At 69.1% G+C, this 13,414-nt stretch carries 13 protein-coding genes; 6 read left to right on the top strand and 7 right to left on the bottom strand.

Annotated features, from left to right (window positions below; genetic code table 11):
* The first annotated feature begins 53 nt into the window (after positions 1-53).
* From CJ177_RS15695 to CJ177_RS15675, 5 genes are read left to right on the top strand one after another with little or no spacing between them, the layout of a single operon-like run.
* Entirely contained in the window at positions 54-1,622 is a 1,569-nt protein-coding gene (locus tag CJ177_RS15695; RefSeq protein ID WP_061044950.1) for a long-chain-fatty-acid--CoA ligase, read from the top strand.
* Positions 1,619-2,662 (top strand): MBL fold metallo-hydrolase, encoded by a 1,044-nt coding sequence (locus tag CJ177_RS15690; protein WP_095868076.1) that lies wholly within the window; start codon positions 1,619-1,621, stop codon positions 2,660-2,662. Before CJ177_RS15695 ends, CJ177_RS15690 begins: the two co-directional genes overlap by 4 nt.
* A 12-nt stretch (positions 2,663-2,674) precedes the next feature.
* The gene (locus CJ177_RS15685) at positions 2,675-3,436 is read left to right on the top strand and encodes a crotonase/enoyl-CoA hydratase family protein (RefSeq protein WP_005251559.1); all 762 of its coding nucleotides are present in this window, start codon (positions 2,675-2,677) and stop codon (positions 3,434-3,436) included.
* 47 nt (positions 3,437-3,483) lie between these two features.
* Complete coding sequence (locus CJ177_RS15680; RefSeq protein ID WP_095868075.1) at positions 3,484-4,362, top strand: LysR family transcriptional regulator; 879 nt, start codon at positions 3,484-3,486, stop codon at positions 4,360-4,362.
* 12 nt (positions 4,363-4,374) lie between these two features.
* The gene (locus CJ177_RS15675; protein ID WP_005251545.1) at positions 4,375-5,259 is read left to right on the top strand and encodes a LysR family transcriptional regulator; all 885 of its coding nucleotides are present in this window, start codon (positions 4,375-4,377) and stop codon (positions 5,257-5,259) included.
* Here CJ177_RS15675 and CJ177_RS15670 read toward each other — a convergent pair.
* A complete protein-coding gene (locus CJ177_RS15670; protein ID WP_095868074.1) occupies positions 5,241-6,203 on the bottom strand; it encodes a nitronate monooxygenase family protein in 963 nt (320 codons plus the stop codon). The two genes, CJ177_RS15675 and CJ177_RS15670, sit on opposite strands and share 19 nt — an antisense overlap.
* A gap of 270 nt (positions 6,204-6,473) precedes the next feature.
* Here CJ177_RS15670 and CJ177_RS15665 point away from each other — a divergent pair, with 270 nt between their 5' ends.
* The gene (locus tag CJ177_RS15665) at positions 6,474-7,298 is read left to right on the top strand and encodes an enoyl-CoA hydratase/isomerase family protein (RefSeq protein ID WP_095868073.1); all 825 of its coding nucleotides are present in this window, start codon (positions 6,474-6,476) and stop codon (positions 7,296-7,298) included.
* Here the strand turns inward: CJ177_RS15665 and CJ177_RS15660 are convergent.
* The 6 genes from CJ177_RS15660 to CJ177_RS15635 all read right to left on the bottom strand — a co-directional run bounded on the left by CJ177_RS15660 (position 7,267) and on the right by CJ177_RS15635 (position 13,372).
* Positions 7,267-7,926, bottom strand: coding sequence for a Dabb family protein (locus CJ177_RS15660; protein WP_061042176.1), 660 nt, complete (start codon positions 7,924-7,926; stop codon positions 7,267-7,269). The two genes, CJ177_RS15665 and CJ177_RS15660, sit on opposite strands and share 32 nt — an antisense overlap.
* The gene (locus CJ177_RS15655) at positions 7,919-8,272 is read right to left on the bottom strand and encodes a hypothetical protein (protein ID WP_061697811.1); all 354 of its coding nucleotides are present in this window, start codon (positions 8,270-8,272) and stop codon (positions 7,919-7,921) included. The genes CJ177_RS15660 and CJ177_RS15655 overlap by 8 nt, the downstream gene beginning before the upstream one ends.
* An 87-nt stretch (positions 8,273-8,359) precedes the next feature.
* Positions 8,360-10,009: a class I adenylate-forming enzyme family protein gene (locus tag CJ177_RS15650; protein ID WP_095868071.1), complete on the bottom strand. Its 1,650-nt coding sequence runs from the start codon at positions 10,007-10,009 to the stop codon at positions 8,360-8,362.
* 17 nt (positions 10,010-10,026) lie between these two features.
* Entirely contained in the window at positions 10,027-10,791 is a 765-nt protein-coding gene (locus tag CJ177_RS15645; protein ID WP_005251539.1) for an SDR family NAD(P)-dependent oxidoreductase, read from the bottom strand.
* A 34-nt stretch (positions 10,792-10,825) separates the two neighbouring features.
* Positions 10,826-11,959: a thiolase family protein gene (locus CJ177_RS15640; RefSeq protein WP_061697814.1), complete on the bottom strand. Its 1,134-nt coding sequence runs from the start codon at positions 11,957-11,959 to the stop codon at positions 10,826-10,828.
* Between the two features lie 84 nt (positions 11,960-12,043).
* The gene (locus CJ177_RS15635) at positions 12,044-13,372 is read right to left on the bottom strand and encodes an MFS transporter (protein ID WP_005251536.1); all 1,329 of its coding nucleotides are present in this window, start codon (positions 13,370-13,372) and stop codon (positions 12,044-12,046) included.
* Between the last annotated feature and the right edge of the window lie 42 nt (positions 13,373-13,414).

Genomic DNA, 13,414 nt, shown 5'->3' with positions numbered 1-13,414 from the left:
GCACGCGTCACCCGGTTCCCCGGCGGCGTCGACGAGTCATCGAGGAGCGTGATGTGAGCGGTCTGCATCTACCCCAGCGCGTGCGGCACCATGCCGCAGAGCGGCCCGGAGCACCGGCAGTGACGTGTGGTGACACCACGCTGACGTACGCGGAGCTCGACTGGCGGACCAATCGGATCGCAACCGCGCTGTCGGCGTTGACCTCCGACGGCGGCCGGGTCGGGGCGTTGCTCCGGATGCGCACCGAGGGGGTCGAGACGTTCGTGGCCGCCGCCAAGTCGGGGCTGGTGTTCGTCCCACTCAACTGGCGACTCCCGGCCGCCGAGGCCGCCGCGATCGCGGTCGATGCCGAACTCCAGGTGCTGATCGTCGAATCCGAATTCGCTGCCGCCGCGAACGCCGTCCGCGACGCGCTCCCGAGTGTGGTCGTGGTGGTCGTCGGCGCAACCGACGGCGACGTTCTTCCGCCCGGCACCTGGACGTGGGACCGGCTGGTCACGTCGGGCACCGCCACCGATCCGGGTCTCGGGGACGACCCCGACGCCGAGGTGCTGCAGCTCTACACATCCGGCACGACGGGTTTCCCGAAGGGCGTGGTGGCGACGCATCGCAACCTGCACAACGAGCCGGAGGGCCTGCTGATCTACCGCTGGAAGCCCGGCTCGGTGGCGCTCGACGCCATGCCGCTGTTCCACATCGCGGGTGCCGGCTGGTTGAGCACGTGCCTGTCGGCGGGCGTCCACGTGGTGCTGCTCGGCGCGTTCGACGCCCGGCAGGTCGCCGAACTCGTCGAACGGCATCGGATCACCCACGCCTTCCTGGTTCCGTCGACCATTCAGATGCTCCTCGACGTGCCCGACCTCGACCGCTACGACGTGTCGAGCCTCGAACTGGTCGCCTACGGTTCGGCGCCGATCACCACCACTCTGCTCCGGCGGGCGATCGATCGCCTCGGCTGTGGATTCGTGCAGCGCTACGGCATGACCGAGACGACGGGCTCGGTCACCGCCCTCGCCGTCGAGGACCACGACCCGTCCGGACTCCGCGCGCACCTGCTGCGTTCCGCCGGCAAACCCATGCCCGGTGTCGAGGTCGAGATCCGGGACGTGGTGACCGGCGCCCGGCTTCCGGTGGGCGTGTCCGGGGAGATCGTGTGCCGCTCACGCAACAACGTCGCAGGCTACTGGCGGCGGCCGGACGAGACCGCGCAACTGCTCACCCACGACGGTTTCCTGCGCACCGGCGACGCCGGGCACATCGACGAGGAGGGCTACCTGTTCGTCACCGACCGGGTGAAGGACATGATCATCACGGGAGGCGAGAACGTGTACCCGATCGAGGTCGAATCGGTGCTCGCCGAGCATCCGGCGGTGGCCGAGGTGGCGGTGGTCGGCGTGCCGCACCGGACGTGGGGTGAGTCCGTGACGGCGGTCGTCCGGCTCGTCGATCCGTCGAACCAACCGGACGAGCAGGACCTGATCGCGTTCACCGCCGCCCGGCTCGCGTCGTACAAGAAGCCGCGGGAGATCGTCTACGTCGCCGAACTTCCGCGAGGAGCGAGCGGCAAGATCCTCAAACGCACCCTGCGCGAGGGGCTCCGCGCCACGGAGGTGCCGTCGTGATCGTCACCGAAGACGTCGGTACCGTCCAGCGCGAGGCGTGGGCCCGCGGCGTCCTGCCACCGGTCGAACAGGTACGCCCCGGACTGTGGTCGATCCCGGTGCCGATGCCGCGAAACCCCTTGCGCTACGTCCTGATCTACGCGCTCGCGCTGCCCGACGGCCTCGCCCTGATCGACGTGGGCTGGGATTCCGAGGAGTCGTGGCGAGCCCTCGTCGACGGCATCGCCCAGACCGGGCACCACGTCACCGACGTCCGGTACGCGGCCGTCACCCACCTGCATCCCGACCACTTCGGTCTCGCGCCCCGGCTGCGGAAGATCAGCGGGGCCGCGCTCGCGATGCACAGCGCGGATGCCGCACTGCTCGGCCACCATTCGCCGGAGGACACCACCGCCGACGAACGACTGTGGAACACCCAGCTCGCCCAACTCGGGGCGCCCACCGACATCCTCGCGGCCGCCCGCGTCGACCTCGTTCGGCTGGGGGCGGGCGAATCCATGGACGTCGTGCTCGGTGACGGCACTCCCCTGGACCTGCCGGGCTGGGATCTGCGTGCGGTCTGGACCCCGGGGCACACTCCCGGTCATCTGACCTTCGTCGACGACACCCACGGACTGATGTTCAGCGGCGACCACATGTTGCCCCGCATCAGTCCCAACATCTCGACGGTCCCCGGCGAGCTGGAGAACCCGCTGCACCGTTACCTGCTGTCGCTGCACGCCACCACCTCCATGCCCGACGGCGAGGTGCTGCCGGCCCACGAGTACCGCTTCCGGGGGATCGCCGACCGTGCCCGGCAACTGATGGGTCATCACGAGGAACGCTTCGCCGAGATCGTCCAAACTCTGGGCGTGCACCCCGAATCGACGGCGTGGGAGATCTCGGAACACATCTCGTGGTCGCGGCCGTTCGAATCCATGTCCGACCGCCTGCTCCGCCTCGCGGTCCGCGAAACCCATGCCCACCTGCTCGTTCTGGCCGACCGCGGGAGCATCCGCTCACTCGGCGGGCACCCCGAACGCTGGACCCCGACACCGTAAGGAAGACACCCCATGAGCGTGGTTCTCACCGAATTCTCCGACGGCGTCGCCGTCATCACCCTGAACCGGCCGGAGGCGAAGAACGCCGTCGACCTCGAGGTCGCCAAGGCGCTCGCCGCCGCGATCGACGAGTTCGAGGCGCGGCCCGACCTGACGATCGCGATCCTCACCGGCGCCGGAGGAACGTTCTGCGCGGGCATGGATCTGAAGGCGTTCACCCGCGGGGAGCGGCCGTCGCTGCCCGGCCGTGGCTTCGGCGGCATCACGGAGGCCCCGCCGACGAAGCCGCTGATCGCCGCGGTGGAGGGCTGGGCGCTGGCCGGCGGCTGCGAATTGGCGCTGTCGGCCGATCTGATCGTGGCCGCCCGCGACGCCAAGTTCGGCATCCCCGAGGTCAAGCGGGGGCTCGCCGCCGCCGCAGGCGGTCTGCTGCGACTGCCGAAGGTGCTTCCGTACCCGATCGCGATGGAGATGGCGATCACCGGCGACCCCCTCACCGCCGAGGTGGCGCACGCGCACGGACTGGTCAACCGGCTCACCGAGCCCGGGCAGGCCCTCGACACCGCCCGCGAACTGGCGGCACGGGTCGCCGCCAACGGTCCCCTCGCCGTGCGCGCCACCAAGCAGGTCGTCGCGATGTCCGCCAACTACACCGACCCCGACGCGTTCGCCGGGCAACGCCGCTTCCTCGATCCGGTGTTCGCTTCCGAGGACGCCCAGGAGGGTGCGCGCGCGTTCGCGGAGAAGCGCCCGCCGGTGTGGCGTGGCCGCTAGCCGCGTGATCGGCGCAGCCCGCATCACGGCTTCCGTACGATGACCGCGTGGACCTGCATCTCGTCACCTACTTCGTCGCGGTAGTCGATCACGGCGGGATCACCAGGGCCGCGCAGTCCCTCTACATCTCGCAACCGTCGCTTTCGCAGGCGATCCGCACACTCGAACGCCGCCTCGGTGTCACCCTGTTCGACCGCGCCGGGCGGCGTCTCGAGCTGACCGAGGACGGTCGTACCCTCGACGTCGCCGCCCGGCGCATCCTCGCCGACGTCGAGCGGGCCAAGGCCAAGGTCGCCGCCGTGCGTGAACTCGTGTCCGGCCGCGTCGACATCGTCACCTACGCGGCGTTCTCGATCGATCCGATCGTCGACCTGGTGCGCCGGTTCCGTGAGCAGTACCCCCGGGTGACGGTCCGCATCATCGACGCCGACGGTCCCACCGGCGTCCTCGGCGCCCTGCGACGCGGCGAGGCCGAACTCGGGGTGATCGACCTGTCCGTCGACCACAGTGCGCTGCGCTCGGTCCCCATCGGCGACCAGGAGCTGGTACTCGCCCTGCCCGGTGCACTCGCCGAGACCCTTCCCGATCCGGTGCCCCGCTCGGCCGTCCGCGACATTCCGCTCGTTCAGGATCTCGGGGACAAGAGCGACGCCGCGCTGATCTCCGATCTCGTCGGCGAGCCCGCGAACATCGTCATCGACTGCACGCATCCGGGCGCCACGTGGGAGCTGGTGATGCGCGGCGCGGGGGCCACCGTCCTCCCCCGCCTCGTCGCCGAGGAACAGTTGCGCGGGGTCTCGATCCGGTCGATGACGCCGAAGCTGACCCGCCCCGTCGGCCTCGTGCAGCGGTCCGGGCCGGGATCGCCGGCGGCTTCGGCGTTCGTCGCGATCGCGCAGTCCACCCGAACACCGGCACCCGAGTGAGGAACTGAGCACATGGAGTTGCGTCAGGTCGAGTACTTCCTTGCCGTCGTGGAACACGAAGGCATCAACGGGGCCGCCGCGTCGCTCGGCGTCGCACAGCCCACCATCTCGCAGGCGCTGCGCGGGCTCGAGCGGGAACTGGGTGTGCAGCTGTTCCACCGCATCGGCCGGGGCATGGTGCTCAGCGCCGCGGGGCGCAGCATGGTCGGGCCGAGCAGGCAGATCCTGCGGGACGTCACCGCCGTCGAGGACCTCCTCGCCACCTCCGACGGGGCCCTCGCCGGCCGACTGGACATCATGGCGTTTCCGGCGCTGGCGATCGGGCCCCTCGTCGACCTCGTCACCGAATTCCGGCGGGCCCACCCGAACGTGATGGTCCGGTTGGGTGAATTGAAAGACGAGGCGCAGGCCGGGTCGCTGATCGAGGACGGCCACTGCGAATTCGTGGTGGCGCACCTCCCGCTCGACGACGCCCGTCTGGACGTCGTCGAACTCGGCGAACAGGAGTACTGGCTCGTGTACCCGCCGGGCACCGACGTGCCGGAAGGTCCCGTTCTGCTCGCCGCACTCCCCGACATCCCGATGGTCTTCGTCCCCCGCGGCCACTCCGTCGCCAACGAGATCGAGGAATCGATCCGTCACGCCGGGGCACGCCCGACCCTCGCGGCGCTGTCCGATCACCGCGAGGCGCGACTTCCCCTGGTACTCGCGGGAATAGGCGGAACCCTGCTGGAACGGTCGATCGCGGAGGCGGCCCAGGACCGCGCGGTGGTCCGCCGCGCGGAGCCGACGATTGCCCGCACCTTCGGGATCGCATTCGATCCCGACATGCTCTCCCCCGTCGGCCACGCGTTCGTCGAACTCGTGCGGGCGGAAGGTTACAGCGCGAGCAGGTAGTTCTTTGCCGCGGCGTACTCGGAAACGAGCCGGTCGACGAGTTCCGCCGTCGGTTGCACGGAGCGCACGGTGCCGATCCCCTGTCCGGATCCCCAGATGTCCCGCCATGCCTTCGTTTTGGCAGTTCCGCCGCGGAAGCTCATGGCGGACGGGTCCGACACGGCGAGGTTGTTCGGGTCGAGTCCGGCGGCCTCGATGCTGCCGCTCAGGTAGTTGCCGTGCACTCCGGTGAACAGGTTGGAGTAGACGATGTCGGACGCGGTGGAGTCGACGATCATCTGCTTGTAGCCCTGGTCTGCGTCGGCCTCTTCGGTGGCGATGAACGCGGAGCCGATGTAGGCGAGGTCGGCGCCGGCGGCCTGCGCGGCGAGGACCGAGCGGCCGTGGGCGATGGAGCCCGACAGCAGGACCGGTCCGTCGAACCATTCGCGGATCTCCTGGATCAATGCGAACGGCGACAGGGTGCCCGCGTGTCCGCCGGCGCCGGCCGCGACGGCGATGAGGCCGTCGGCGCCCTTCTCCACCGCCTTCTTCGCGAACGTGTTGTTGATGACGTCGTGGAGGACGATGCCGCCGTAGCTGTGGATGGCCTCGTTGACATCGGCGCGGGCGCCGAGGGATGTGATGACGATCGGGACCTGGAATTCGACGATGGTGGCGAGGTCCTCGTCGAGACGGTCGTTGCTCTTGTGGACGATCAGGTTGACCGCGTACGGCGCGGACGGTGTCTCGGGGTTGTTGGCGTCGTGCTTGGCGAGGGCTTCGGTGATGCGGGTGAGCCATTCGCGCAACACCGGCTGCGGGCGGGCGTTCAGGGAGGGGAAGGAGCCGACGACGCCCGACGTGCACTGGGCGATCACCAACTCGGGACCCGAGACGATGAACATCGGGGAGGCGACAGCCGGCAGGCGCAGGCGATCGGACAACACGGAGGGTAGAGACATCGGTTCTCCTGATGAGGGGGAGTCTTCTGATGCAAGCACTTCCAGGTACCGACCAGTTCAGCACGCAGTCCAGGCGGGGACAAAGACACATGGCTGATGGTCCGGTTAATCGGAACCTATGACGCTCGGCGGTAACCATAGGTTTCACCTCATCCGGTGTATCCCAGAACGACATTGCGGCGGAACGTCGCCGGTGATCGACTGGCTGGGCGGCACGGCGTCGACCACTCCGGCGTGCGCCGAGAACCGCGCCGACGTCTGGAGCCGCGTATGAGCATCGAAACCGTCACCTCGACCACAGGCACCGAATCCGCCGAACACGACGTTCTGGTCAGCCGGGACGGCGCGGTCGCGACGATCACCCTGAACCGGCCCGCACGGCGCAACGCCATGACCCTCGACTCGTGGATCGCGTTGCGCGAGGCGCTCGGCGAACTCGCCCTCGACGACGCCACCCGCGTCGTGGTCCTCACCGGCGCAGGCAGCGACTTCTGCACCGGCGCAGACCTCGACAAACGCACACCCATGCACCCGCTGAACCGCATGCGTCAGATCAATGCGACGGCACTGGCAGTCGCCGAGTTCCCCAAGCCGCTGATCGCGAAGGTTCGCGGCTACGCCGTGGGAGCGGGCTGGAACCTGGCGCTGCTGTGCGACCTGCTCATCGCCTCGCGCGACGCGCAGTTCAGCCAGATCTTCGCCAAGCGCGGCCTGTCGGTGGATTTCGGCGGCTCGTGGCTCCTGCCGCGCATGGTGGGACTACACCGCGCAAAACGTCTGGTCATGCTCGCCGAGATGATCGACGCCGAGCAGGCGGATGCGCTGGGACTGGTCAGCGAGCTCGTCGAGCCGGACGAACTGGACGCCACGGTCGCCCGGTTCGCCACCCGTCTCGCGGCGGCGCCGACGGTGGCCGTCATGCAATCGACGCGACTGATCGAGGAGAGCACGACGTCGTCGCTGCGGGACGCACTCGAGAACGAGGCGCGTTCGCAAGCGGTCAATTTTGCCACCGACGCTCCGGCCGCGCTTCGCGCATTCATCGAGAAGCGTCCCCCTACGTTCAGCGGGGAGTGGCAGGTGCAGCAACCGTGATGGTCGGGCCGTCGATCGCACAGAAGCTGTGGCACAGCCGAGTGACGATCCGCGGCCCGCGTTCGGGATCGAACCACCGATCTATGTGCGCCCAGTGATAGGGATGTGTCATATACGGCCCGAGCAGCCCGTCCAGGTTCGCGTACTCCTGTTCCCAGACGTGGGTCCACCGCGCGGAACCGGCCGATTCGTGCACCCGGCTCAGCTGCGAGGTCCCGATCGTGCGGATATGGTTCGGCATCGCCCGCGTCTCGGATTCGAACCGCTCCACCACCGCCGGATCGACCGAATCGTCCACTGAGACAAACAGCGTCCGGTAGACGGTCGGTTCGAAACGACCTGGGGCGGGAGTGGGCACGCCCGTGTAGCCGACGCTGTCGATGTGCCGGACCTCGGGCGCGCACAGCTGTGCCGTGATGTCTGATTCGACAGCGCGCCAATGTGATTCGTCGTCGAAGTGGAGGTGCGCGATCACGTCTCCCCCGTTGATTCCGCCGGGCAGGGTCGGTTTCACGAGAACGCGCCGAGCGCTGGGGGCAGCGACCTCGTGCAGCCGTCCGGCCAACGCCGCACCGGTGGAGGCATCCGCGTCGGCGGCGAGGTGAACGAGCTTGGTCACCTTAAACATCGGTCATCGCCTCCACGTCCGCGGGCGAGCAGGAGACGGTGCGTCGGCGGGTGGTGAGGAACTCGTCGGCGTCGGCCCACCACTTGAGCACCTCCGCATCGTGGCGTGCGAGAAGGCTCTGCTGCCACCACGCGCGAGCACCCCGCAGAGTCCAGCTGACGATCAGCGTGTTCGACTGGTCCTCCAGCCATACCGGCGGGGAGACGAGCACGCGATCCAGCATCAGGCCACGCGCAATCGCGCCGGGCACATAGCGCTCCAGGTAGTCGGCGAGAAACGCGCGAGCCCGCCCGGGCTCGACCACCATCTCGTCGACGATGTACACGATCGACTCGGCCGATGCCATCGGCGCTCCCTTCTTCCCCCGACCAGGACGGTAGGGGGAAGAAGGGAGCGCCCCACAGAGTTGCTTCCACCCAGCGGGACGAAAAGGCTAGGTCGTCGCGGCGGCGAGTTGCTCGCGCAGCTTCGTCTTGAGGATCTTCCCGGCCGCCGACGTCGGCAGCTGCTCGACCACCACGACGTCGCGTACCTTCTTGTACGGCAGCACCCGCTCGGCGACGAACGCGGACACCGCATCCGGATCGATCGTCACGTCCGGCATCGGCACCACGAACGCCACCGGCTCCTGCCCGACGCTGCCGGCCTCCCTGCCGACGACGGCAGCCGAGGACACGTCCGGGTGCGAGACCAGGATCTCCTCGAGCTCACGCGGATACACGTTGTAGCCCTTGTAGATCAGCATGTCCTTGGTGCGGTCGCAGATGAACAGGTACCCGTCCTCGTCCAGGTAGGCGATGTCGCCGGTGTCGAGCCAGCCGTCGACGTACTGCTGCGCCGTGATCTCCGGATGGTTCAGGTAGCCGTCCGTGACCTGCGGGCCGCGGACCCACAGCTTGCCGCGGGTGCCGGCCTCCAGTACGGCACCGGAGTCGTCCTGGGCACGAATCTGCACCTCCGTGTCGAACACCGGCAGCCCCACGCTGCCGAGCTTGAACGCGACGGAGCCGGTCAACGGTGCGGAGGCGACCAGGCAAGTGCCCTCGGTCAGCCCGTACCCCTCGACCACGCTCGCCGACGGGAACGCCCGGCCCAGCGCCTCGAGTGTCACGTGATCGATCGGCGCCGCACCCGACGACACGACCCGCACCGAGTCGGTGTCCCGAACGGCGGCGTCGGGGTGGGTGGCGACGGCATGCCACATCGCCGGGCTGCCGGTGATGTACGTGGCGCGGTGCTTCTCGATCAACTCCAGCATGCGCCCCGGCTCGAACCGTCCGGCGAACACCTGCGTCGCCCCGCACAGCAGGAGGAACGACATGTTGATCAGCGCGTGCGCGTGGAAAAGCGGCGACACGACGACGGTCGCTCCGGCGCCGGGCACCACACCGCGGTCCCCGAGACTCTCGACGGGTCGCAGTTCGATGCCGCCGTCGGCCGTGGCGCGCACGTCGTGGCCCGCCCGCCAGGCGATCATCTGGGTCACGTTGGCGAGAACGTTGCGGTGCAGTACCCGCACACCTTTGGACAACCCGGTGGTGCCGCCCGTGTAGGCGAGGTGGGCGACATCGTCCCCGGACACCTTCGGGGTGAACGGTGCGGTGGCGTACCCGCGGACGAACTCCTCGAACCCGAACTGTCCGCGCCCTACGCCCGCGGGGAGTCCGGCCACCACGATGGTGCGGACGGTGGTGCCGCTCGCCGCCTCGGTGAGGGTGTCCAGTTGTGCGGGCTGGGTGACGGCGGCGACCGCCGCCGTGTCGATGATCTGCGAGCGCAGGCCGGGGCCGGGTTGCAGCGGGTTGACCAGGGTGACGGTCGCGCCGGCCCGCAGTGCGCCGTAGTAGGCCACGACGAATTCGATGCAGTTGCCGAGGTGCAGGAGCACCACGTCACGCTCGGTCACCCCCGCGTCCCGCAGCGCGGCGGCGAACGCGCCCGACCGCTGGTCGAGTTCGCGGTAGGTGCACACCGTGTCGCCGTCGACCACCGCGGCCTTGTCTCCGTACAGGTCCGCCATGCCGGACGGGAACGCCGCCAACGTCAGGTCGGGGTAATGCAATACCGGTGCAGCAGAATTCACGTTCGGTCCCTTACTCGTCAGCGAGGTGCCATGCGGATGGCACCGTCCAGGCGGATGGTCTCGCCGTTGAGGTAGCCGTTCTCGAGGATCTGGCAGGCGAGCTGCCCGAACTCGCTGGGCTTGCCCAGACGCGACGGGCCCGGCACCGACTTCTCCAGCGACGCGCGCACATCGTCGCGCAGCCGGGCGAGGAGCGGGGTGTCCATGATTCCCGGGGCGATGGTGCACACCCGGATGTTGCGGCTGGCGAGGTCGCGGGCCGCGGTGACCGTCATGCCCACGATGCCGGCCTTCGATGCGGTGTAGTTGATCTGGCCGATCTGGCCTTCGAATGCGGCGACGGACGCTGTCAGCACGACCGCGCCGCGTTCGCCGTCGATCTCCTCCTGCCGCGCGATCCGTTCCGCCCCGAGGCGCAGGGCGTTGAACGAGCCGACGAGGTTGAGCCGGATCACGAACTCGAAGTCCTCGATGGAGCCTGCCTTGCCGTCGGAGTCGAGGATGCGCATCCGGCGTCCGGCCCCGGCGCAGTGCACGATGCCGCGCAGGCCGCCGCGGTCGTCGGCGACGTCGAGGGCGGCCGCGAACTGCTCGGAATCGGTGACGTCGGCCGGAGCGAACTGGGCGGCGCTGCCCAATTCCTTCGCCGCCGCCTCACCGTCGGAGTTCGGGAGGTCGATGAGCGTGACCTGAGCGCCTGCGTCGACGAGGCGGCGTGCCGTCGCGAGTCCGAGACCGGATGCGCCGCCGGTGACCGCGGTCGAGATTCCCTTGAGTTCCATCGTGCGGGTGTTCCCTTCGAAAAGTGTTGTCGGATCAGAGAAGTTCGAGAATGGTGGCGTTGGCGAGACCGCCCGCCTCGCACATGGTCTGCAGTCCGTACCGAATGCCGTTGTCCCGCATGTGGTGGACGAGTCGGGTCATGAGGATCGCGCCGGACCCGCCGAGCGGGTGTCCGACTGCGATGGCGCCACCGAGCGGGTTCAGCCGGTCCGTCGCGGCGCCGGTCTCCGCCTGCCACGCCAGCGGGACGGGAGCGAAGGCCTCGTTCACCTCGAATGCGCCGATGTCGTCAACCTTCAGTCCGGACCGGGACAGTGCCTTCTCCGTCGCGGCGATGGGTCCGGTCAGCATGATCACCGGGTCGTCGCCGGCGACGGCACAGGTGTGGATGCGGGCCATCGGAGTCAGACCGAGTTGCGCGGCCTTCTCGCTCGTCGTGACGAGCAGCGCACCGGCGCCGTCGGAGATCTGCGAGGAGTTGCCGGCGTGGATCACGCCGTCCTCCTTGAACACGGTCTTCAGCTTGCCGAGAGACTCGAGTGTGCCGCCGCGGCGGATCCCCTCGTCCCCGGCGAGGACGTCGGAGAGCGGTGCGAGTTGCCCGTCGAATGCGCCCCGGTCCGCGGCGTGCGCGGCGAGTTCGTGGGATCGCAGCGCGTATTCGTCGAGCACCTGACGGGAGAGCCCCCACTTCGCGGCCATCATCTCGGCGCCGGTGCCCTGGCTGAACCCGTCGACGCCGTACCGGTCGAGGACGGCCGCCGGGAAGTGCTCGCCGTTCTTGCTCGCGCTGCCCATGGGAACCCGGCTCATCGACTCCACACCACCGGCGACGACGACATCCTCGTGGCCGGCGATGACGGCGGCGGCGGCGAAGCTCACGGCCTGCTGGCTCGATCCGCACGCCCTGGTGAGAGTGGTGCCCGGAACCGTCTCCGGCCAGCCGGCGGCGAGCACGGCTGTGCGGGCGACGTTGCCTGCCTGCTCCCCCACCTGGCTGACACAGCCCCAGACGACGTCGCCGATCTCCTCCGGGGAGAGACCGGTGCGCGCCACGAGGGCCTCGAGGACGTGCGCCGACAGATTTGCGGGGTGGATTCCGGACAGGGAACCGCCACGCCGCCCGATGGGCGTGCGGACGGCGTCGACGATCACTGCATCGCGCATGGTGTGTTCCTTCGATCTGAGGGGGTCACTCGAATCAATCACGGACGATGTCGTCAGCACAACGACTTTCGGCCGATCAGAGGGTTAGTTCGTGCCTATGTCCGCAGCGTCGCCCCGGACGAGTTTCTTGTCGCGCTCGGGGTTCGCGAAGACCAGGGCGCCGACGGCGCAGACGGCGGCGACGAGTCCGAGCGACTGGAACGCGGTGGCGTAGCCCTCGGCGGGCGAGGCAGCCGCGTCGACGATCAGACCCGTCGCGTAGGGGGCGACGAGGCCGCCGATCGCCATGACGGCGAGGAAGACGCCCAGGGTGCCCGCGGTCTGACGGGGCGGGCAGATCTCCGAGATCGCCGCGTTGAGCAGCGGGAACACCGACGCGGCGAAGCCGTAGCCGACGGAGACGACGAGGACGGCGACAGCGGGTGCGGTGATGGACGGGAGTGCCAGCAGGATCGCTCCGCAGATCAGCACCCCGACTGCGGGGACGATGACGCGGACGACGCGGGACGTCGACCCGCGTGCGAGCAGACGGTCGCCGATCACGGACGAGAGCAGCATCAGGATCAGCCCGGCGATGCTCGGGAACGCGAACATGGAGCCGGCCTGGAGGCGGCTGTATCCGAGGCCCACCTCGAAGTACGAGGGCAGCCACGTCAGAACCACGGCGACCAGCGCGTACACGCTCATGACGAGAAGCGCGCCGCTGATGAACGTCCGGGTCCGGAAAATGCGACCCCACGGCACCGCCGGTTCGCCCGCGTCACCGGAGGCCGCGGAATCGGCGCCCTTGCCGCTGCGAATGTACGGGCCCTCGCTCCAGACGGTCAGCCACACGACGCACCACAGGACCCCGATGACCGCCAGCGCGACCAGCGCGTAGCGCCACCCGAACGTTACGGTCACGAATGCGAGAGCAGGCGCGACGGCGATCTTGGCGATGGACGCGGCACCGGCGAGCAGGGCGCTCGGCAGTCCGCGCTTGGCGGGTGCGTGCCACGAGTACGCCGCCGTGTGGAGCAGAGCCGAACTCGGACCTTCGGCGAGCCCGAGCAGCAGGCGGCTGACCAGCAGCACCGCGAAAGACGCGACGACCACGAGCGGGAGTATCGCGACGGACCAGGCGATCGCGAGCAGCAGCAGCGCCCACCGCAGCGACATCCAGCGGTTCAGCGCGCCGGCGAAGAACCCACCGACGGTGAAGGTCAGGAAGAAGAGGCTTCCCACCAGCCCGATCTGAGAGGCGCTCAGTCCCAGCTCGTGGGCGAGGGGTTGGGCGATGATGCCGAGGACGGCCTTGTCTGCGTAGTTGACGACGTAGAGCAGCACGAGGAGCCCGGTCAGGCCCCAAGCGCGGCTGCGGGACTCGGAACCGATGGCGACGGTCCGGTCGAGGATGGCAGTGGAGCGGGTCACGTGGTGATCCCTTCGGAAGGCGTGGTGGCGTGGGTCACAGTG

The sequence above is a fragment of the Rhodococcus sp. ACPA1 genome, from assembly GCF_002300195.1.
In the GTDB taxonomy this organism is placed as follows: Bacteria; Actinomycetota; Actinomycetes; order Mycobacteriales; family Mycobacteriaceae; genus Rhodococcus_F; species Rhodococcus_F opacus.
Note: the sequence above shows the minus strand (reverse complement) of the source record. Positions and strands in the feature narration are given on the sequence as shown.